Source organism: Trinickia violacea, assembly GCF_005280735.1.
Taxonomy (GTDB): Bacteria; Pseudomonadota; Gammaproteobacteria; order Burkholderiales; family Burkholderiaceae; genus Trinickia_A; species Trinickia_A violacea.
Genome location: NZ_CP040078.1, coordinates 2,977,120 through 2,997,611, shown reverse-complemented (window position 1 = coordinate 2,997,611; position 20,492 = coordinate 2,977,120). Strand labels below are relative to the sequence as shown.

Here is a 20,492-nt window from a genome sequence, read left to right as displayed (position 1 = left end):
CTTAGACGCGCCCCCACTGCGGAATGTGATGCGAGCCGAGCGACAGACAGACGTTCTTGGGCTCGAGGAACACCTCGTAGCTCCACGTGCCGCCTTCGCGCCCGACGCCGGACGCCTTCGTGCCGCCGAAAGGCTGGCGCAGGTCGCGCACGTTCTGGCTGTTCACGAAGCACATCCCGGCCTCGATCTGCGCAGCGACGCGATGTGCACGGCCCGTGCTCTCGGTCCACACGTAGCTCGACAGCCCGTACGCAATGTCATTGGCGATCCGAATCGCGTCGGCTTCGTCGTCGAACGGGATCAGGCATGCGACCGGGCCGAAGATCTCTTCCTGCGCGATGCGCATCCGGTTGCCGACGTCGACGAACACGGTCGGCGCGACGTAGTTGCCCTTTTGCAGCGACGCGGGCAGATCCAGCGCGTCGAGGCCGCCGCATGCGAGCGTCGCACCTTCCGTCGGTCCGAGCTCGATGTAGCTTCGTACCTTCGCGAGGTGGCTCTGGCTGATCATCGGACCGATGATCGTGTCATCGGCGAGCGGATCACCGACCTTGATTCGCTTCGCGCGCTCGATGAAGCGCTCCGCGAAGCGCGCGTAGATCGACTTCTGCACGAGGATCCGCGAACCGGCCGTGCAGCGTTCGCCATTGTTGGAAAAGATCATGAATACGGCTGCGTCGAGCGCGCGCTCAAAGTCCGCGTCCTCGAAGATCACGAACGGCGACTTGCCGCCGAGCTCCATCGAGAATTTCTTCAGCCCAGCCGCCTGCACGATCCGGTTGCCGGTTGCAGTCGAGCCGGTGAACGACACCGCGCGCACGTCGCGATGCGCGACGAGCGGTTCGCCCGTTTCCTGACCGAAGCCGTGCACGACATTCAGCACACCCGCCGGAATCCCGGCTTCGAGTGCGAGCTCGCCCAGGCGCGCGGCAGTGATCGGCGACAGCTCGCTCATCTTCAGCACCGCGGTGTTGCCGAACGCGAGACACGGTGCGACCTTCCACGTCGCGGTCATGAACGGCACGTTCCACGGCGAGATCAGCGCGCATACGCCAACGGGATGGAATAGCGTGTAGTTCAGATGCGTGTCGGTCGGATACGTGTGACCGTCGACGTGCGCGCAGACCTCCGCGAAGTAATGGAAGTTGTCGGCGGCGCGAGGCACCAGCTGTTTGCGCGTCTGCGAGATCGTTTGGCCGGTGTCGTTCGTCTCCGCTTCCGACAGCTCCGGCACGTGCTTCGTGATCAGTTCGCCGAGATTGCGGATCAGCTTCGCGCGTTCCTTCGGCGTTTTCGCGGCCCATGCGGGAAACGCATCCTTTGCGGCGGCGACGGCCGCGTTGACGTCATCGGCGTCGCCGCGGGCGACTTCGGCGAGAACGTCCTGATTGGCCGGGTTCACGGTTTCGAAGTAGTCGCGTCCGGCGCGCGGCTTACCGTTGATCAGATGCTCGATACGCATGGCATTCCTCTTTCGTTCCTGGGTTCAGTAGCGGCCGAAATCCGCATCCGACGCAATCGTGTTGACGAGCCGGCCGAGCCCGTCGATTTCGCAGACGACCTCGTCGCCTACGTCGACGTTCACGGTTCCCTCCGGCGTGCCGGTCAGGATCACGTCGCCGGGTGCAAGCGTCATGAAGCCGCTCAGGTATTCGATCAGCGCGGGCACGTCAGTGACCAGATCGCGCGTATTGCCACGCTGGCGCAAGGTGCCGTTCACGTACGTGCGCAGTTCGAGATTCGATACGTCGCGTACGTCGCCCGCATCGACGAACCACGGACCGAGCACGGTGCCGCCGTCGCGGTTCTTTACGCGCAGGTTCGGTCGGTAGTAGTTCTCGAGGTAGTCGCGGATCGCATAGTCGTTCGCGATCATGTAGCCCGCGACGTGGTCCATTGCCTCCTCGCGTTTGAGGTTCTGTGCGGTACGGCCGATTACGACCGCGAGCTCGCACTCATAGTGCATGTACGTAACGTCGGCCGGCCGGCGCGTCGTACCGCGATGACCGAGCACCGTGCCAGGCCCTTTCAGGAACACGAGCGGCTCATCCTGTTTCGTGAACTGAAGCTCCTTCGCGTGATCCGCGTAGTTCAGGCCGAGTGCGAAGAGTGTCCCGACGTCGATCGGCGCGAGCCAGACCACGTCGTCTTCGAGACAAATCCGGCCGTCGGCAAGCCTCACGCGATCACCCTCCGGATAAGCTTCGTGAATGGCGCCTGCATAGGCGACGCGGCCGCGCATCATCGCGATTCTCCGTTCGGTTGGGACGCGCCGGTGAACGACACGACGAGCGGCGCGAAGCCGTCGATCGTGACGACCGCTTCTTCGCCGGCTTGTGCGACCGGTGCGCCGTGCGGCACGCCGAGCGTGATGATGTCGCCGGCAACGAGTGTCATGAAATCGGTCACCTCTGCGAGCAGTTGCGCGACTCCGCGCACCGCCGTCGCGGTGCTCGCTTCGAATGACGGCTTGCCGGGGATATCGACGCGAATCGCGACGCTGTCGGGGTTGGGCACGTGTCGCTTCGCCACGAGCGCTGGGCCGATCACGCAGAAGCCGTCGCGTGCGCGAAAGCGTACCGATGGGCGGTAGACGCTCGCATGCGGGATGCTCAGATCGGCGACGGCCGTGTAGCCGGCGACGTAGTCGAATGCGCGCTCGGCCGGCACGCGCGTCGCGGTGCGGCCGATCACGATGCCGAGCGATGCGCCGACCTCTATGGTGTTTGCGTCGATCGGCACGGCGATTCGGGCGCGATGGCCGGCCAGCGTGTTGCGCGGCTTTAGATAGAGGATCGGTGCCTTCGGCGGCGCCTTGTACGGCGCGGCGTGCATCGTGTCGCCGAGCGCGTCGAGTGCCGCACGGTCGTTGAGCAGCGTGCCGTATACCGCGCCGCACACTGGCGCGCGGCACGCGACGCCATGCGCGAGCAGCGCGCTCACAGCATGCGCGTCGATATCGCGCGGCAGCGGGTCGCCTTCGACGTGGAGTAGATGATCGGTTACGGAGAACATGGGCGGGTGGGTTCCGACGGAATCACTAATATGTTAGTGATAGTGCTACTGATATGATTTCGGGTCAACAGATTTGTTCTCCAGCCTCGGGTTTTCCAGAGGCTCCTCCTGCTTTTCCATCCGGTGCTTTATGTCCGATTCAGCCTTTGACGGCTCCCTGCATCGCAACCTGCCAATGTTGTTGCTTCGCGCGCGAGAAAAGATGATGGATCGGTTCCGCCCGCTGATCACGGCGCAAGGACTGACCGAGCAGCAGTGGCGCGTGATTCGCGCGCTCAACGAGAAGGGGCCGCTCGAGCCTCGGCAGATCTCCGACCTGTGTACGATTTCCAGCCCGAGCATGGCAGGCGTTTTAGCGCGTATGGAGACACTTGGTCTCGTGACGAAGGAGCGGTTCGCGGACGATCAACGCCGGGTACGCGTGTCGTTGACTGCGAAGAGCGTCAAGCTGGTCAAGGTGCTCTCCCGGGATCTGGAGGCTGAATACGGCGCCATTGAACGTGCCGTCGGCGCTGACGTGGTTGCGCAGGTATACCAGGCCGTCGACGCGCTGCTCGCGGGCCTGGACGAAGATTAAGGTCGCGAATTGCGGCAGCACCCTCAGGCAATCGAAGTGCAAAAGAAGTCTTGATCAGCCGTAGCACCCGAAGCGGGATTTACACCGATTGCTGTGTCGGCGCGGATATTGCAATCTCCGCTCTCACAGCACCCCATCATGCTGGAGAGTTTTGCGTATTCGCACATTACCGGTGCGTTTGCGTGATTGATGCTTAATTTCGGGGCTTTGCGCGAAGGTATGCGTGCAAGTGCTTTGGACGGTGACCCAGTATGGCGGTTCAAATTGCCCGCTTCGACGACGCTCAACTCCACGCCAATGCGCTCGCGGGTTGGGACCAGTCTTACTATCAGATTACAGCGGGTCGTATCGAATGCTCGCTATTGCAAGTCGCGGTCGAGGGCCTGCACGTGTTTCGCGAGACGTTCACGCAGCGCGTCGCGCAATACGGTTCGGCTCCCAAGGGCGCGGTGAGCTTCGCCGTGCCGTTGCACGTACCCGGCGACGCCACGCTTCAGGGGCGCAAGTTCGAGCGGCACTCGCTGCATGCGCTCGCCAGCCGCGAGGACTTCGTATTTCATGTCGCCGAGGGCATGGAGACGCTAATCCTGACGATCGACGCCAGCGAACTCGCGGAACTGCTCGACTGCATGCAGTCGACGTGGTCGGTGCACAAGCACCGCAGGCGGTCGTTGTCGCCCAATCCGCAGTGCTACGCAAACGCGATCCGGAACCTGACCGAAGCGTTTTGCGCGGCGACGCAAAACGACGCGATGTCCTCGTCGCTGTACGCGCAGAAGATGTTCCGGCACTCGATGCTCGGCATCCTGCTCGACGTGCTGACCGATGAAGATCCCAATCTCAAGACCGATTTGACGGACGCCGTGCGCTGCGATCTCGTGCGCCGAAGCCGCGAGATCGTCTTGGCCGGTGGCGCCGAGCCCGTCACCGTGCTCGATTTGTGCCGCATCCTGCGCGTGAGCCGCCGCACGTTGCAGAATAGTTTTCAGCAGGTCGCAAAGATGACGCCGCTTGGCTACCTGCGTGCGATTCGTTTGTCCGAGGTGCGCCGCGCACTGATGAGCTCGCCTCGCGAGGCGCTGTCGATCGGCGACGCCGCAGCCCGCTTCGGGTTCTTTCACTTGAGCCATTTCACCGCCGACTACAAATCGCTGTTCGGCGAACTGCCTTCCGATACGCGCCGCTTTGGCGGCTCGCGCCTGTCCACGTTCCACTGAGTGCCGCGGCGCTTCGTTTGCGCCGACCGCCTGGCAGCGGCCATGCCGTGCAACCGTTGCCGGCGCGCGCACGCGCTGCGCGTTGCCGATTTTGGCTAACGGTGCCTTGTAAACGCTCCCTATATTGCCTCCGACGCCGTCCCCGCTTGCCGAACCCAAGGGCGGCGCCAAGCAAACGAGGAGCATATGGAAAGCCAAAACAATGGAGCGGTCGCGATACGCGATGAAGTGGCGTCGTTTACGGCGCGGGAACATGGTCTCTTTATCGACGGCGGTTGGCGCACGGGACGATCGCCTGCGCGGCTCGACGTGTTCAATCCGGCGACGGGCGCACGTCTAGCGCAAGTGGTCGACGCGGACGCCGCCGACATCGACGCTGCCGTCACAAGCGCCGCGCGCGCGTTCGAAAGCGGCGTCTGGCGCAAACTGCGGCCCGCGGACCGCGAGCGCATTCTGCTGAAGCTGGCCGACGCGCTCGAAGCAAACGGCGAAACGTTTGCGCAGTTGGAGACGCTGAACCAGGGCAAATCGATCAACGTCGCGCGAGCGGTCGAAGTGGGCGCAACCGTCGAATACGTCCGCTACATGGCGGGCTGGGCGACCAAGATTACGGGCGAAACGATGGACGTGTCGATCCCGTTTCCGCCCGGCACGCGCTACACGGCCTACACGCGGCGCGAGCCGGTCGGCGTGGTCGCCGGCATCGTGCCGTGGAATTTCCCGCTGATGATTGCAGTCTGGAAGCTGATTCCGGCGTTGGCGAGCGGCTGCTCGATCGTGATCAAGCCGTCGCCCGAAACGCCGCTCACGGCGCTCTTGCTCGCGCAGCTGGCGTGCGAAGCGGGCGTGCCGCCGGGCGTGTTCAACGTCGTGACGGGCGGCGCGGAGGCGGGCGACGCGCTCGTCAAGCATCGGCTCGTCAACAAGATCTCGTTCACGGGCTCGACCCGCACGGGCAAGCTCGTCGGCACCGCTGCCGTGCAGAACATGACGCGTTTTTCGCTCGAACTCGGCGGCAAGAATCCGATCGTGATGTTGGCCGACGTCGATACCGAAGCGGCCGTGCAGGGTGTGCTGGCCGGCGCGTTCTTCAACCAGGGGCAGGTGTGCGCCGCCGCCTCACGCCTCTATGTGCATCGCAGCCGCTATGCCCAGATCACCGAAGCGCTTGCTGCCGCGGCCGATTCGATGAAGCTCGGGCCGGGGCTCGATCCGGCCACGCAGATCAATCCGCTCGTGTCGGCACGGCATCGCGACGCTGTGGTGCGCTATATCGAACGCGGACGCGCCGAAGGCGCGACGCTCCTGTGCGGCGGCGCTCCAGCGGAAGCGGACGGCTTCTACGTCAAGCCGACGGTGATGACCGGCGTCGGCCAGGATTCCACGGTCGTACGCGAAGAAATCTTCGGGCCCGTGCTCGCGGCCATCCCGTTCGACGACACGAGCGAGGCGATCCGGATGGCGAACGATTCGCCGTACGGCCTCACCGCGAGCCTCTGGACCAACGATCTGAAGGCCGCGCTCAATCTGATTCCCGAGATCCAGGCGGGCACCGTCTGGGTGAACTGCCATATCCCGCTCGATCCGAGCCTGCCGTTCGGCGGCTTCAAGCAATCGGGCATCGGCCGCGAGTTTGGCCGTCAGGCGATCGACGGTTTCACCGAAGTGAAATCGGTCTGCATCGCACATTGAACGTGTGGCGGCGCTGCTGCGCCCGCCCGGCTCGATGGCGGCGCCGCCCGGATCTCACATGCAGGAGTGAACTATGAGTTATCGCGAATCCCGCTTCTGGCACCCCATGCTGCATCCGAACGAGATGAAGGCGCGTGAGCCGATCCGGATCGTGCGCGGCGACGGGTGCTATGTGTTCGACGATCGCGGACGCAAGCTCGTCGACGGCGTCGCCGGTCTGTGGAACGTGAACGTCGGCCACAACCGCAAGGAGGTGAAGGACGCAATCGCCCGCCAATTGGACGAGCTCGAATACTTCCAGCTGTTCGACGGCATCTCGCATCCGCGTGCCGAGGAATTGTCGGCCGTGCTGGCCGGCATGCTGGAACCGGAAGGGATGCGGCGGGTGGTCTACAGCTCGGGCGGCTCGGATGCCGTCGAGACAGCGCTCAAGCTTGCGCGGCAATACTGGCGCGTGAAGGGGCAGCCGGACCGGACCAAATTCGTCTCCTTGAAGCAGGGTTATCACGGCACACACTTCGGCGGTGCATCGGTGAACGGCAACACGGTGTTTCGGCGCAACTACGAGCCCAACCTGCCTGGCTGTTTTCATGTCGAGACGCCGTGGCCGTACCGCAATCCGTTCACGCAGGATCCTGAAGAGCTGGGCCGTATCTGCGCGGCCTTGCTCGAACGCGAGATCGTCTTTCAGAGTCCGGATACGGTGGCCGCTTTCATCGCCGAGCCGATTCAGGGTGCGGGCGGCGTGATCGTTCCGCCCGCGAACTATTGGCCGCTCGTGCGCGAAGTGTGCGACAAGTACGGCGTGCTTCTGATCGCGGACGAGATCGTCACCGGCTTCGGCCGTTCAGGCGATATGTTCGGCAGCCGCGGCTGGGGTGTGAAGCCCGACATCATGTGTCTTGCGAAGGGCATTTCGTCGGGGTACGTGCCGCTTGGGGCGACCATCGTCAATGCGCGCGTCGAGTCGGCGTTCGCCGAGAACGGCGATTTCTCCGGCGCGATCATGCATGGCTACACGTATGCGGGGCATCCGGTGGCATGCGCGGCCGCGCTTGCTAATCTGAAGATCGTCGTCGATGAAGACTTGCCCGCGAATGCGAAGCGCCAGGGCGCCTATCTGCTCGAGCGGTTGCAGGACTTTCCGGCACGCTTTGAAGCGGTCGGCGAAGTGCGCGGCAAAGGTCTGATGGTCGCGCTCGATCTCGTCGCCGATCGCACCACGCGCGAGCCGATCGATCCCGCTTCGGGCTACGCCAACGCCGTTGCCGAAGTGGCGCGCCAAGCCGGCGTGATTGTGCGGCCGGTGGGCACCAAGATCATCCTGTCGCCGCCGCTCGTGATCGAGCGCGAACAGATCGATGTGCTCGTCGATGCGCTCGCGGCCGGCTTCGAGAAGGTGCCTTTCGTGCAGTAAGCTTCGCCGCCGTTTGCAGGACGGCGGATTCTTCGTGCCCTCGCTGCTCCTTCCGGAGCCCGCGAGGGCTTTTTTTAAGCAAATCCTTATCACGCCCGACACAGCGGCGAGCGCTCCGTTTGCCAATTTCGGCTAAAGCGATCTTTTTGTTATCTCTAAATTGTCATCAAGGAGATCGGAACGTAACAGGAAGCCACGCCGTACATCTCCCGTCACGTCAGGTTAATCCGGAATCCATAACGAAAGGCAAGATGAGAAGGAGTTGGAGATGAAACGACTGGCCAAAGCAGGCGTCTTTGCCGCACTGACTGCGATCGCTGCTGCAGTGCTCGCCCAATCGTCGGGGTCGCCGACGGTCACCGGTGCGGAGAGCGGTGCGAGCGCGGATGGCGCGATTCCCGCATTCACGGGCCGCGACACGCCGCAGGCGGGATACGCCTACGGCAAGTTCCGCGGCGACTACTGGAAATACAAGAACGAGAAGCCGCTTTTCTCGATCGATGCCGCCAACGTCGACAAGTACGCGGACAAACTCACGCCCGGCCAGGTGGCGCTCTTCAAGCAGGTCAAGGGCTACCGGATGGACGTCTACCCGACCCATCGCGATTGCAGCTACCCGGACTGGGTGCTGGAGAACACGAAGAAGAACGGCGAGGGCGCCAGCAAGCTCGATTCGACGGGCGACCACCTGCAGAGCGCCGTGCTGCCCGGCCTGCCGTTTCCGGGCGCCAAGAGCGGTCAGCAGGCGATCTGGAATTATCTGACGCGCTATCGCGGAGTCGGCGCGGCGTGGGACAAGGTCTACACGATGGTGTCGCCGCGTCCCGGCAGCACCGACTGGATCTCGGTGACGAGCCGCCAGACCGAGTATTTCCCCTGGGGCGCGAAGGGCGCGAACCCGCTCGGCGCGAAGGATCCGCTGTTCTCGATCTACTACGGCTACGACTCGCCGGCCGCGATGGCGGGCCAGGGCGTGGTGCAGACCTTCCACTTCGCGGACAACCAGGCCGAGGCCTACTACTACTTCCCGGGCCAGCGCCGCGTGCGCCGCATGCCGTCGTACAACTATGACGCTCCGCAAATCGGCTTCGAAAACCAGTACACGGTCGACGAACCCTGGCTCTTCAATGGCGACATCGACCGCTTCGATTGGAAGCTGATCGGCAAGAAGGAGATGTACGTGCCGTACAACGACTTCGCGATGTACGACTTCCGCAAGAGCGTCGGCGACGTCTTCAAGAACGACCAGGTCGACCCGTCGGCGCGGCGCTATGAGCTGCACCGCGTCTACGTGCTCGAGGCGACGCTCAAGTCGAACATGCGCCACATCTCCCAGAAGAAAGTGCTGTACCTCGACGAGGACACCTACCTCGCGCTCGTCGGCGAGGACTATGACGCCCAAGGCAAGCTCTGGAAGACCAAGGAAGGCTATCCGGTACCGCTGTGGGAATTGGGCGGAACCTGCGACATCGAGCCTTTCGCCCAATACAACCTGCTCAACGGCCGCTACGTGGATGACCAGACGGTGATCGGCGCCGGAACGGACGTGCACTACTTCGAGTCCTCGAGCGATCCGCGTTTCTCTTCCAACTACTACTCCGCGGAAAACCTTCGCTCGATCAGCGAGCGCTGAAGCCGGCAACGTAGGCATGGCTCGTGACGCAAGGCATACGTCACGAGCAGTGACAATAGATAGGAATGCAAATGAAAACGACAGGGGTTGGCGTATCTGTTTCTGTTTCACTGGCCGTGCTGGGCGCCGCGTCGTCCAGTGCGTACGGCTACGATTTCACGACAGGTCTTGGGGACCTGTCCGGCTCGTGGGTATCCAACCTGACGGCGGGCGCAGGCATTCGCACCAAGAGCCCGAGCTGTTCGCTGACGGGCGATCCGAACGCCTTCGGCTGTGGCGACGCGGCCAATGTCGCGCAGTGGGGCGGCGGGGATATGGGCGACCTCAACTATAGGAAAGGGCAACCGTTCAGCACGTACATCAGCGCGACGAGCGAACTGCTGCTGACGATGCCCAGCGAGGGCTACAAGTTCATGATCCGCGGCACGGGCATGTACGACTTCCTGGCTGGGAATACCGCGCGTACCCCGCTTTCGAGCACGGCGTCGGCACAAGTCGTCTACAACGCGCAACTGCTCGATTTGTGGGGCGAAAAGGATTTCAACCTCGGCGGAGAGCCGGCACACGTGCGGCTCGGCAACCAGGTCATCAACTGGGGCGAGAGCTACTTCGCCACCAACGGCATCAACGCGACGAACTCGGTCGATGTCCAGAAGCTCTTGATTCCCGGCACGCAACTCAAGCAGGCGCTCTTGCCGGCACCGATGCTGAGCTTTGCGGCAGGGCTCGGAAACGGCTTCAGCACCGAGGGCTACTACCAGTTCCAGTGGAACGGTAACCGCTATCCGCCGGTGGGCACGTACTGGTCGGTGACCAACAACTTCGGGCGCGGGGCGGTGCCGTTCACGGCCAGCACGATCAACGGCAACGTGGGCGGCGTGGATGCCGGCACCATCGCGGGCGCGAACGCCGGCAATTCCGCGACGCTCTCGGCGATCAACACGGGTCTCGTGAACGGACAGTTCGCGGGCGCGCCGTTCCACTCGATCGGCATCCCGGTGTCCACGCAATTGCCGAGCGAGTACAAGCCGCAATTCGGCCTCAAGCTCAACTACCGGCCGAAAAATCTCGATGTGAACTTCGGTTTCTACTACGAGAACTACACGGACAAATCGCCGGTGCTGTCCACGCTCGCGAACGGTTCGAACCAATGGTCGTATCTCGAGAACCGCCAGCTGTTCGGCGTGAGCGCGAACTTCTCGCTCGGCGACTGGGCAATCGGGACCGAGCTGTCATATCGCCCGCGCGATGCCGTGGCGCTCTCGAGCTGCTTTGGCGCGGGCGGTCCGCTCGACGTGAATACGAACGGCGTTTCGGGCATCGACTGCCAGCAATGGGTCGACAAGAAGAAATTCCAGTACGACATCAACGGTCAGCTGAACCTCACGCAAAGCCAGTATCCGTTCCTGAAGCTGCTCCATGCGGACATGGCGGTGCTCACGGCCGAACTGACCTGGATCTACTACCCCGGCTTGAGCTCGAGCGGCGTGACCCGCACGATCAACGGCCAGAGCGTCACCCAGGTGCCCGCCGCCGGCTACTACACGTGGCTGAACAACGGTTCCAGCCTCGGCTACCCGATCGCCGCCGCACAAGGGACGGCGAGCTCGGTAGGCGCGACCATCGACTTCAATTGGACTTACGACGGCACCGTGATTCCCGGCTGGCAGGTCACTCCGGGTGTGACGTTCGCCGACGCGCTGTACGGCTACACGCCGACGTTCACGGCCAACTACCTGCAGGGCGCGAAGTCGGTCAACGTCTATGTGCTGTTCAACCAGAACCCGACGGTCTGGCAGGCGGGCATCAACTACACGGCGTTCTTCGGCGGGCATGACAGCGTCGGACAGCCGTACGCCGACCGGAACTTCGTGGGCGTCTTCGCCACACGCACCTTTTAGTGCGGCAAGCGCAATAAAACGGTGCGCAGCGCTGCGCACCGCAGACCTACTTGAAGGATAGCGCCGTGTTGAATCGCTTTGTCATCCGTCTCGAGACACTGTTCTTCGGACATCGCCTGATCGTGCTGGCGGCGATCGGCATCTTTACCGCGGTCATGGCCGTCTTCGCCGTGCAGTTGCGCATGGAGGCCGGCTTCGAGAAGCAGATGCCGATCGGCCACGAGTACATCAAGACCTTCCAGCAGTATCGCAACGACCTGTTCGGCGCGAACCGCATCACCGTGGTCGTGCGCGCACGCAACGGCAATATCTGGACGCCGCAAGGTCTGAAGACGCTGTACAAGGCGACGCAGGCGGTCATGTTCCTGCCCAACGTCGATCGTCAGGGCGTTCAGTCGCTGTGGACGCCGAACGCGTTCGTCAACGAGATCACCGAAGACGGCTTCCGCGCCGATCCGGTCATCGACGGCACGATTACGCCGCCGCAACTGACGCCTGCGATCGTCGCGCAGGTCCGCAAGGCGGCGACCGAAGGCGGCTACATCGGCACGCTGGTCTCGCACGATCAGGACAGCGCGATGATTACGGCGGAACTGAACGAGCGCGACAGCGCAGGGAAGGTGCTCGACTATGTCGCGTTCAACCGTCTGCTCGAAAGCCAGATTCGCAAGCCGTTAGAAGACGCGAACTACGAGATTCAGATCATCGGTTTCGCCAAGCAGATCGGCGATATCGCCGACGGCGCAACGGCCGTGCTCGGCTTTTGCGCCGTCGCGCTGCTGCTGACCGCGCTGGCCGTGTACTGGTACAGCCATTCGATCCGCTTCACGGTGCTGCCGATCATTTGTTCGCTGACGTCGCTCGTCTGGCAGTTCGGCACGCTCAGGCTGCTGGGCTTCGGTCTCGATCCGCTCGCCGTGCTGGTGCCGTTCCTGGTATTCGCGATCGGCGTGTCGCACGGCGTGCAGCAGGTCAACTACATCGTGCGCGAGCTGTCGCATGGGCACAGTTCGCTCGAGGCGGCGCGCCGCAGCTTCAGCGGATTGCTGATCCCGGGCACGCTCGCCCTGATCACGGCGTTCGTCTCGTTCGTTACGCTGCTCCTGATTCCGATTCCGATGGTGCGGGAGCTGGCGATCACCGCATCGCTCGGTGTCGGCTACAAGATCGTCACGAACCTCGTCATGCTGCCGGTGGCCGCATCGTGCTTCCACTTCACGAAGGCCTACGCCGACCGCGCGCTCGACAAGCGCGAGCGGCGCTCGGCGTGGCTGCGCAAGCTCGCACGCGTGGCCGAACCGCGCAACGCCTATGCGGTGCTCGCCGTGACGGCGGTGGTGTTCGTGCTCGCGGCGTGGCAAAGCCGCGACCGCGTGATCGGCACGCTCCAGCCAGGCGCCCCCGAGCTGCGCGCCGATGCGCGCTTCAACCGCGACGCGGTGTCGATCGCGAGCCACTACGACATCGGGCTCGACTGGCTGACGGTGGTGTTCGAATCGAAGGGCACGGCGTGCGACAACCCGGCTGTCGGCGTCTTCGAAGACGACTTCGCGTCGCTGATGCAGCGCGAGCTTGGCGTGGTCTCGGTGGAGTCGTACCCGGCGATGCTGCGCACCTACAACGAAGGCTACAACGAGGGCAATCCGAAGATGAACGTGGTGCCGATCGATTCCGGCAACTACGGCGGCATCTCGGCGGATCTCGGCCGCGTGAAGGGCTACATGAACAAGGACTGCAGCATGACGGCGGTGCACCTGTTCCTGACCGACCACAAGGCGACCACGATCAATCGCATTCTCGACGACATCAAACAGTATCGCGCCTCGCATCATCTCGACGGCGTCACGATCCGGCTCGCCGCCGGCAACGCCGGCGTGCTCGCGGCGATCAACGACGAGGTCGCGCAAAGCGAGCTGCCGATGATGCTTTACGTCTACGCGGCGATCCTGATCCTCGTGTTCTTCGCTTACCGGGATCTGCGCGCGATGGTGGCCTGCTGTGCGCCGCTGACGGTGGCGACGTTCATCGGCTACTGGTTCATGAAGGAGCTGCAGATCGGCCTGACGGTGGCGACGCTGCCGGTGATGGTGCTGGCGGTGGGGATCGGCGTCGATTACGCGTTCTATATCTACAACCGCCTGCAGCTCCATCTCGCCAGCGGGCAGCCGATCGTGAAGGCGGTCGAGCACGCGATGCTCGAAGTCGGCGTGGCGACCATCTTCACCGCGATCACGCTCGCGATCGGTGTCGCCACCTGGAGTTTTTCGGCGCTCAAGTTCCAGGCCGACATGGGCAAGCTGCTCGCCTTCATGTTCGTCGTCAACCTCGTGATGGCGATGACAGCGTTGCCCGCGCTCGCTGTCGTGCTCGAGCGGATATTCCCGCGGCGCAAGCCGGTGCGGGCGCCGGGTCTGCTGAGCCATTGAGGTTGCTCAAGAAATCGAACGCAAAAGGATGGATCTCGCAATGATCAAGAACGCTATTGCCAGCATCGCCTTGTGCTGTGCCTGCGCGAACGGCTTCGCCCAGTCGGGTGGCGGCGCACCGGCTGCGCTGCCGGTCACCCCCGCGCATGCCTGGGCCGGCCCGGAGCACGCGATGCTGCTCGACGCGGCGCATGCCGGCACGCGCATCGTCGCGGTCGGGGAGCACGGCATCGTATTGCTGTCCGACGACGGCGGCCGCCACTACCGCCAGGCGAAGCAGGTGCCCGCGGCCACGACGCTCTCGTCGGTCTATTTCGCCGACCCGCAGCACGGCTGGGCAGCGGGCCAGTGGGGCGTGATTCTCGCCACGGCGGACGGCGGCGAAACCTGGACGCTGCAGCGGTCCGACACGTCGATCGACCAGCCGCTCTTTTCCGTGTACTTCGAGAACGCGCAGCATGGCTGGGCGGCGGGCCTGTGGTCGCTGCTGCTCGAAACGGCCGACGGCGGGCACACCTGGAACGTCGCGAAGCTGCCGCCGCCGCCCGGCGGCGGCAAAGCGGACCGCAACCTCTATCGGATCTTCGCCGATCGCACAGGCACGCTCTACATCGCGGCCGAAAAGGGCACGGTGCTGCGCTCGCGCGATCACGGCACGACGTGGGAATACCACGAGACCGGCAACAAGGGCAGCTTGTGGGCCGGTACGGCTGCGCCGGACGGATCGATCTACGTCGGCGGCTTGCTCGGCCACCTGTATCGGAGCCGCGACGGCGGCGATACCTGGACGGCGATCGACTCGGGTTCGAGCGGATCGATCACGGATCTCGTCGCGGCGGGCGACCGGGTGCTCGGTGTCGGCCTGGAAGGTTTCGTGATCAGCGGCACCACGGGGGCCGAGCGTTTCACAGCCAAAGAACGGCTGGATCGTGCGGAGCTGACCGCGCTGATCGTGCCGGGCGCGGGTGCTAACGCACAGGCAAGCGCACCGATTTTGTTTTCGAAGGACGGCGTTCTGAAGTCCGAATGATCCGGCCGGTTCCACTTCAATTCTTCATTGGGTTCTCCTCATCATGATTCGCGAAAATTCCGCTCCCTATGCCGCTCTTTTGCTGCGCGTAAGCCTCGGCGTGCTCTTTGTCGCGCACGCCTTGCTTAAGATCTTTGTCTTTACGATTCCCGGCACCGTCGAGTTCTTCGCGTCGCTGGGCTTGCCCGGGCCGCTTGCCTATGCCGTGATCGTGCTGGAGCTGGGTGGCGGACTGGCGCTGATTGTCGGCTGGCACGCGCGCTATTTCGCGATTCCGCTCGCGCTGGACCTCGCAGGCGCGATCGTCACGGTACACGCGGCGAATGGCTGGCTTTTCACCAACAAGGACGGCGGCTGGGAATATCCAGCGTTTTGGATGGTCGCGTTGATCGTCTTATTCCTGCTCGGCGACGGCGCTTTTGCGCTCAAAAGCGCGCGCAAGCCGGCGTGATGACGCCGCTTCCCTGCATCGTGACGCGCTTCGAGACCGACGACGTCAACGAGCTCGCGCACGGCTTGACGGTTTTCGAACAGCGATTCGATCAATTGAGCGCAGGGCGCTTCGACGGCCGGTTTGTCGAAGTGTCGTTCGGCGGTGTGCAAGTCTATTGCGAGCACACGAATCAGTCGATTCACGAGGCGGGCCGGATTCGCGCGAATGCGCGCGGTTTCGCGATCGCCTCCGAAGTGCAGGGGCGTGCCGTGTTTTGCGGCAGCCCGCTTGCCGGCGGCGAGTTGATGATGCTCGGCGAAGGTGACGAGCTCGATTTCCGCACGGCGCGGATCATGCGGACGGTCGGCTTTGTTTTGCCGGCCGAGCGGCTGGCCGAACTTCAGATTGACTTGCCGAAGACGGGTGCGCGAACGGCTGCGGCGAGCTCGCGCGTGATCTGCGCGGATCGCACGATGACTGTCGAGCTGCGGCTTCTGGTCGAGCGGATTCTCGATGGGTTTGCCGGACGTCCGGATAGCCCAGGCGAGGCGCGAAACCAGCACGCCGCCCTCGCGCAAACGGCAATCGATGAGCTGGAGACCGCGCTTGTCGTCCTCGCTCAGCGTGCTTCGGAAAGCGCGGTGGCTCGGCCGGTCTGGATCGCACGGCGGCGCGTGGTCAGTCGCGCGATATCGTTCATTCGCGAGAACGTCGCGGAGCCGATCACGATCGGTGCGCTGTGCAAAGAAATCAACGTGTCGCGCCGCACGCTGCAGTATTGCTTCGAGGACGTGCTTGGCATCGCGCCGCTCGCGTATCTGAAGGCGGTGCGCCTGAACGGCGCGCGGCGAGCGCTGAAGTCGCCGCGCTCGCGCTCGCTTGGCGTCGGCGACATCGCGGCGCAATGGGGCTTCTGGCACCCCTCGCACTTTCGCGAAGACTATCGCCGCATGTTCGGCGAACTGCCCTCGGCGACGAGACGGCGTCAGGGCGAAGGCGCGGCGTAGGGCGAGCGTCGGGCCGCGTGCAGAAGGCGGCGAGCCGAACGCCGCAGCGGCCGGCCGCGCACGCAGCACGTAGGCGCCGCCCGCCTGGAATCGCATCGCTACTTGTCCTCCATCACATGGCGCACGGCGTTGACGTGCGTCGATATCTGCTTTGCCAGCTTGTCGGTATCGTCCGCGAGCCGCTTCATCTCCGCCGCGACGACGGCGAAGCCACGCCCTGTGTTGCCGGCGCGGGCCGCCTCGACGCGCGCGTTGAATGACAGAATCGACAACGCGCGGATGGCCCTCAGGATGTCGTCGACGTCCTCGAGGATCGTGCCGGTGGCGCCGGTGATCGCGCGCAGGCGCTTCTCGGATGCGAGCCGCGCAGCGCGCTCGCCTTGCACCTCGATCACGAGGCCCTCGAGAAACAGCAGTTCGCCGTTTTCGTCGAATACGCCCCCGCCCATTTCGCGAACCCAGAGCGAGCCGCGTTTCGCGGTCTTGATCCGGTAGTCGACGGTCCAGGGCTCGCGCTTGCGCAGCGCGTCCTGCACGATGTCGAGCACGTAGACCTCGTCGTCGGGCTCGGTCAGCGAGGGCAGGGTGCGCACGGCGTTGCCGAGGAAGTCTTCGCGCGGGTAGCCGGTCACGTTGCGGATCGACGCCGTCGCATAGATCACCGTGAAATCGGCGTCGTTCAATTGGCGGTACAGGAAGCCTTGCATCCGCCCTGTAATGCTCTGGAAGATCGAGAGTTCGTCGTCCGGCGCCGGCGTGTCTTGGATTGGGGTGGCGAGCATGGTAACGAGGATCGGTAGACGCGCTCAGACCACCGCGAAGTAGTGCTTCGTGAACCGGTCCGAAAGAATCTCCCACGCGATCGGCGTGCCTTTCTCGATGAACCAGCTGTCGCCGACTGTGTAGTGAACCGCTTCGCCCGTGTTCTCGTTGCGCAGCACGCATTCGCCTTCGAGCACGGTCGCTTGCTCGGTGAACGGGTAGGTCATGTTGAACTTGCCCTTCGTGCACGCGAAGTAGCCCGCGCTGACAGGTGAAGCGGGCGTGCCGTAGTGAACCTTGCCGAAGGCCTTCACGTCGCCTTCGACGATCGTCGAACCCAGGTCGGCAACCGTGCCCCATGCGTCGAGTTCGTGCGGGAACGTGCCCAGTTTGATGCTATGCATTGATGTTGACTCCGTTGGTCGGTTAGAAAATAGGGGTTTGTTGACGTGCTGGTTTGCTTGATCTATCGCCGGCCTTTCCAATAGCCGCTGACCTGGTTCCAGGTCTTGCCCGCAGTCGTCATCACGGCGCGCAGCTGGTCCTTGGCGAAGATGTCGATGTGCGGCACGGAACTCAGAAGGTCGTAGCGCGCGGAGCCTTCGGTCATGCCTTCTGCCAGCACCTTGCAGACGATGTGGCTCGGCGTGACGCCGAAGCCCGCATAAGCCTGGACGTAGAACACGTTCGGATGCCCGTTGAGCGAGCCGATCTGCGGAAAGAGATTCGCGCCGCAGCAGAGCGGCCCGCCCCACGCGAGATCGATCTTGACGTCCTTCAAATACGGAAACACCTTCAGCATCAGGCTGCGATTCCACGCCTTGAGGTCGCTCGGAATGTAATCGAGCAGGGCGGTCGCGCTGCCGAACAGCAGACGGTTTTCGTTGGTCACGCGGTAGTAGTCGATGATGGGGCGGATGTCGCTATAGGCACCGCGTATCGGGCTGATTCGCTCGATCAAGTCGTCCGGCAGCGGCTCGGTGCAGAGCTGGAACGCAAACGTGTTGACGGTCTTCTTGTAGATCGTCGGTTCGAGGCCGTTCAGAAAACCGTTGCACGCCCAGAGCATTTTCGAGGCGCGTACCGAGCCCATCGCGGTCCGCACGACCACGCGGTCGCCGTACTCGACGTCGATCACCGGGCTGTTTTCGTAGATCTTCGCGCCGTAGCCCGTGAGCGCCTGCGCTTCCCCGAGCAGCAGATTCAGCGAATGAACGTGGCCGCCGCCCATATGCAGCAATGCGCTTCCGTAGACATCGGAGCCGACGATCTTTTTCACTTCCTGCCCGGTGTAGAGCTGGATTTCCGTCGCGGGGTCCACAGACTTGAAACTCGTCTCCCAGGCGCGCAATGTCTTTTCCTGGCGGCCGTTGAAGCCGAGATAGGCATAGCCGTTGCGAAAGTCGGCATCGATTCCGTACTTCGCGATGCGGTCGCGGATGATGCCGGCGCCGAGGTTGCTGATCTTGAAGATTTCCTTGAGGCCGTCTTCGCCGACGTGCTTCGCGATTGCGTCGAGATCGTGTCCGATGCCGGCCATGATCTGGCCGCCGTTGCGGCCGGTTCCGCCGTAGCCGAGATGCTTGGCTTCGAGCACGACGACGTTCGTGATGCCGTGCTCGGCCAGTTCGAGCGACGTGTTGATGCCGGAGAAGCCGCCGCCGATGACGACGACGTCGGCGTCGATGTCTTCTTTGAGGGCGGGAAAGCGCAAATCGTACTTCTTCGTGGCGCTGTAGTAGGTGAGGGAGTCGAGCTGGTTCATCGTGCGAGTGGTCGATAAGGGGCGGCCGGTGCATCGACGCATGCGTCGATGCCCGCGGGCGTCATGCAAAACCGGGGAGCGGGGCTAGGCTTGCGAAGCGCGCTTAGACTTTCGAATCGCCGAGCTGGCTGAAGAGGACGGGATTGCGCGTCCTGAGCCTGCCGGCCAGCAGCAGACCCGCGATGGCGGCGATCGGCAACGACGCGGTCAGCGCGTAGGACACGCTCTGGCTCGCGCCGGTGAGGACGGAGAAGTTCGCAACGGCGAGCAGCAGCACGGCAGTCAGCGCGACGCCCGACAAGAGCGGCAGGATGAACACGCGCAGCGCGCTTTCCGAAGCGCCTACATTGGCCCGCTTGAAGTAGCGGATGACCGCGAACGAGGTCAGTGCCATCAGCGCGATCACGCACAGCGTGGCGACGTTGGTGAGCCACGAGAAGAGCGTGAGCACCGGATCGGATTTGGCGACCACGAAACCGAGCACGACGATGGCGGCCAACGCGGATTGCAGCAGTGAGCCGTTGTGCGGGCTCTGATGAATCGGATGGGTACGCCCCAGCGCTTTCGAAAGCAGCCCTTCGCGGCCGCTCGCGAAGAAGTAGCGCGCCGCCGAGTTGTGGAATGCCAGCAGGCCCGCATACACGCTCGTGATAAACAGCACGCTCATGGCGAGCGTCAGGCTCTTGTTCGCATAGCGGTCGGAGAGCGAATAGAGGAACGTCGTCGGGTCTTGCAACGCGGAGATGATTTTGACGATCGATTCGGCGCCCGCGCCGACAACCATGCACCAGACGGAGAACGCGTAGAAGCCGCCGATCAGCAAAACGGAGAGATACGTCGCGAGCGGAATCGTGCGATGCGGATTCTTCGCCTCTTCGCTATAGATGGTCGTTGCTTCGAAGCCAATGAACATCGCGAAGCAGAACAGCAGGCCGATAGCGGGCGTACCGCTAAAAATCGCGTGCTGCGTGAACGGGACCAGCGTGGGTCCGGCTTGCCCGCCGACCTTCAGGATCGCGACATCGAGCACGAGCACGACCAGATATTCGCCGATCACGAGAATCGACAGCACCTTCGCGGAGAGGTCGATCTGCCGGTACCCGAACACCGCGATGCTCGCCATTGCCGCGAATGCGCAGATCCACCAGGGCACGCCGATGCCGAGGTGCTGCGCGAGAAACCCGGAGGCGACCGTGCCGAACATGCCGTAAAGCCCGATCTGCATCGTGTTGTAGCCGAGCAGAGCGAGCAGCGCGGCGGCGCCGCCGACGTTGCCGCCCAGGCCGCGCGCGGCGAATGCGTAAAAGCCGCCTGCGTTCGTGACATAACGCGCCATCGACGTATAGCCCGCCGAGAACGCGAGCAGGATGACGACAGTGGCGACGATCAGCGCCGGCGTGCCCGCGCCGTTGCCGAGCATGATGCCGATCGGCACACCGCCCGCAATCGCGACGAGCGGTCCGGCCGCGGAAATCACGAAGAAGATGATGAAGCCGAGCCCGAGCGCTTCGCGCCTCAGTTCGGTCGACTCCTGTGCTTCGGTTGCGACAGTCATTTGTAAGGCTCCTCGATGGTTCCGCACGCTGCATCGGGTTTGCCCGCAACGCCCGCCCGGTA

General features: G+C 63.6%; 17 protein-coding genes. 10 read left to right on the top strand and 7 right to left on the bottom strand.

From position 1 onward, the window contains the following. Position 1: 1 nt before the first annotated feature. Genes hpaE through FAZ95_RS35535 form a run of 3 tightly spaced genes read right to left on the bottom strand, consistent with a single transcriptional unit; the run spans position 2 to position 3,015 of the window. Positions 2–1,462: a 5-carboxymethyl-2-hydroxymuconate semialdehyde dehydrogenase gene (hpaE, locus tag FAZ95_RS35545; RefSeq protein ID WP_137337051.1), complete on the bottom strand. Its 1,461-nt coding sequence runs from the start codon at positions 1,460–1,462 to the stop codon at positions 2–4. A gap of 24 nt (positions 1,463–1,486) precedes the next feature. Beyond that, positions 1,487–2,245: a fumarylacetoacetate hydrolase family protein gene (locus FAZ95_RS35540; RefSeq protein ID WP_137337050.1), complete on the bottom strand. Its 759-nt coding sequence runs from the start codon at positions 2,243–2,245 to the stop codon at positions 1,487–1,489. Beyond that, a complete protein-coding gene (locus tag FAZ95_RS35535) occupies positions 2,242–3,015 on the bottom strand; it encodes a fumarylacetoacetate hydrolase family protein (RefSeq protein ID WP_137337049.1) in 774 nt (257 codons plus the stop codon). The genes FAZ95_RS35540 and FAZ95_RS35535 overlap by 4 nt, the downstream gene beginning before the upstream one ends. Positions 3,016–3,145: 130 nt before the next feature. On the opposite strand from FAZ95_RS35535, the gene hpaR reads away from it, so the two are divergent. From hpaR to FAZ95_RS35485, 10 genes are all read left to right on the top strand, one after another. Continuing rightward, the gene (hpaR, locus tag FAZ95_RS35530) at positions 3,146–3,592 is read left to right on the top strand and encodes a homoprotocatechuate degradation operon regulator HpaR (protein WP_437437764.1); all 447 of its coding nucleotides are present in this window, start codon (positions 3,146–3,148) and stop codon (positions 3,590–3,592) included. Positions 3,593–3,843: 251 nt separating this feature from the next. After that, positions 3,844–4,809, top strand: coding sequence for a helix-turn-helix domain-containing protein (locus FAZ95_RS35525; protein ID WP_137337048.1), 966 nt, complete (start codon positions 3,844–3,846; stop codon positions 4,807–4,809). Between the two features lie 186 nt (positions 4,810–4,995). Beyond that, entirely contained in the window at positions 4,996–6,501 is a 1,506-nt protein-coding gene (locus FAZ95_RS35520) for an aldehyde dehydrogenase family protein (RefSeq protein WP_137337047.1), read from the top strand. Positions 6,502–6,574: 73 nt separating this feature from the next. Beyond that, a complete protein-coding gene (locus tag FAZ95_RS35515; RefSeq protein WP_137337046.1) occupies positions 6,575–7,918 on the top strand; it encodes an aspartate aminotransferase family protein in 1,344 nt (447 codons plus the stop codon). 268 nt (positions 7,919–8,186) lie between these two features. Next, positions 8,187–9,551 carry a DUF1329 domain-containing protein gene (locus tag FAZ95_RS35510; RefSeq protein WP_137337045.1) on the top strand — a complete coding sequence of 455 codons (1,365 nt, stop codon included), beginning with the start codon at positions 8,187–8,189 and terminating at the stop codon, positions 9,549–9,551. Positions 9,552–9,622: 71 nt separating this feature from the next. Then, complete coding sequence (locus FAZ95_RS35505) at positions 9,623–11,452, top strand: DUF1302 domain-containing protein (protein WP_137337044.1); 1,830 nt, start codon at positions 9,623–9,625, stop codon at positions 11,450–11,452. Between the two features lie 65 nt (positions 11,453–11,517). Further along, entirely contained in the window at positions 11,518–13,878 is a 2,361-nt protein-coding gene (locus FAZ95_RS35500) for an efflux RND transporter permease subunit (protein WP_137337043.1), read from the top strand. 40 nt (positions 13,879–13,918) lie between these two features. Next, positions 13,919–14,908, top strand: coding sequence for a WD40/YVTN/BNR-like repeat-containing protein (locus FAZ95_RS35495; RefSeq protein WP_137337042.1), 990 nt, complete (start codon positions 13,919–13,921; stop codon positions 14,906–14,908). A 43-nt stretch (positions 14,909–14,951) separates the two neighbouring features. Next, entirely contained in the window at positions 14,952–15,359 is a 408-nt protein-coding gene (locus FAZ95_RS35490) for a DoxX family protein (protein ID WP_137337041.1), read from the top strand. Continuing rightward, on the top strand, positions 15,359–16,348 hold the full coding sequence (locus FAZ95_RS35485; protein WP_137337040.1) for a helix-turn-helix domain-containing protein: 990 nt from the start codon (positions 15,359–15,361) through the stop codon (positions 16,346–16,348). Before FAZ95_RS35490 ends, FAZ95_RS35485 begins: the two co-directional genes overlap by 1 nt. 98 nt (positions 16,349–16,446) lie before the next feature. Here FAZ95_RS35485 and FAZ95_RS35480 read toward each other — a convergent pair whose 3' ends face one another. The 4 genes from FAZ95_RS35480 to FAZ95_RS35465 form a co-directional block, all read right to left on the bottom strand. After that, positions 16,447–17,130 (bottom strand): methyl-accepting chemotaxis protein, encoded by a 684-nt coding sequence (locus tag FAZ95_RS35480; RefSeq protein ID WP_137337039.1) that lies wholly within the window; start codon positions 17,128–17,130, stop codon positions 16,447–16,449. Between the two features lie 24 nt (positions 17,131–17,154). Then, positions 17,155–17,514 carry a cupin domain-containing protein gene (locus tag FAZ95_RS35475; RefSeq protein ID WP_137337038.1) on the bottom strand — a complete coding sequence of 120 codons (360 nt, stop codon included), beginning with the start codon at positions 17,512–17,514 and terminating at the stop codon, positions 17,155–17,157. 62 nt (positions 17,515–17,576) lie between these two features. Then, positions 17,577–18,875 (bottom strand): NAD(P)/FAD-dependent oxidoreductase, encoded by a 1,299-nt coding sequence (locus FAZ95_RS35470; protein WP_137337037.1) that lies wholly within the window; start codon positions 18,873–18,875, stop codon positions 17,577–17,579. 103 nt (positions 18,876–18,978) lie between these two features. Next, positions 18,979–20,430: an APC family permease gene (locus FAZ95_RS35465; protein ID WP_137337036.1), complete on the bottom strand. Its 1,452-nt coding sequence runs from the start codon at positions 20,428–20,430 to the stop codon at positions 18,979–18,981. Positions 20,431–20,492 lie beyond the last annotated feature (62 nt).

Bases quoted from the DNA above. Each gene is read 5' to 3' on its own strand.
- hpaE (WP_137337051.1), bottom strand. From the start codon at position 1,462: ATGCGTATCGAGCATCTGATCAACGGTAAGCCGCGCGCCGGACGCGAC.
- FAZ95_RS35540 (WP_137337050.1), bottom strand. From the start codon at position 2,245: ATGATGCGCGGCCGCGTCGCCTATGCAGGCGCCATTCACGAAGCTTAT.
- FAZ95_RS35535 (WP_137337049.1), bottom strand. From the start codon at position 3,015: ATGTTCTCCGTAACCGATCATCTACTCCACGTCGAAGGCGACCCGCTG.
- hpaR (WP_437437764.1), top strand. From the start codon at position 3,146: ATGTCCGATTCAGCCTTTGACGGCTCCCTGCATCGCAACCTGCCAATG.
- FAZ95_RS35525 (WP_137337048.1), top strand. From the start codon at position 3,844: ATGGCGGTTCAAATTGCCCGCTTCGACGACGCTCAACTCCACGCCAAT.
- FAZ95_RS35520 (WP_137337047.1), top strand. From the start codon at position 4,996: ATGGAAAGCCAAAACAATGGAGCGGTCGCGATACGCGATGAAGTGGCG.
- FAZ95_RS35515 (WP_137337046.1), top strand. From the start codon at position 6,575: ATGAGTTATCGCGAATCCCGCTTCTGGCACCCCATGCTGCATCCGAAC.
- FAZ95_RS35510 (WP_137337045.1), top strand. From the start codon at position 8,187: ATGAAACGACTGGCCAAAGCAGGCGTCTTTGCCGCACTGACTGCGATC.
- FAZ95_RS35505 (WP_137337044.1), top strand. From the start codon at position 9,623: ATGAAAACGACAGGGGTTGGCGTATCTGTTTCTGTTTCACTGGCCGTG.
- FAZ95_RS35495 (WP_137337042.1), top strand. From the start codon at position 13,919: ATGATCAAGAACGCTATTGCCAGCATCGCCTTGTGCTGTGCCTGCGCG.
- FAZ95_RS35490 (WP_137337041.1), top strand. From the start codon at position 14,952: ATGATTCGCGAAAATTCCGCTCCCTATGCCGCTCTTTTGCTGCGCGTA.
- FAZ95_RS35485 (WP_137337040.1), top strand. From the start codon at position 15,359: ATGACGCCGCTTCCCTGCATCGTGACGCGCTTCGAGACCGACGACGTC.
- FAZ95_RS35480 (WP_137337039.1), bottom strand. From the start codon at position 17,130: ATGCTCGCCACCCCAATCCAAGACACGCCGGCGCCGGACGACGAACTC.
- FAZ95_RS35475 (WP_137337038.1), bottom strand. From the start codon at position 17,514: ATGCATAGCATCAAACTGGGCACGTTCCCGCACGAACTCGACGCATGG.
- FAZ95_RS35470 (WP_137337037.1), bottom strand. From the start codon at position 18,875: ATGAACCAGCTCGACTCCCTCACCTACTACAGCGCCACGAAGAAGTAC.
- FAZ95_RS35465 (WP_137337036.1), bottom strand. From the start codon at position 20,430: ATGACTGTCGCAACCGAAGCACAGGAGTCGACCGAACTGAGGCGCGAA.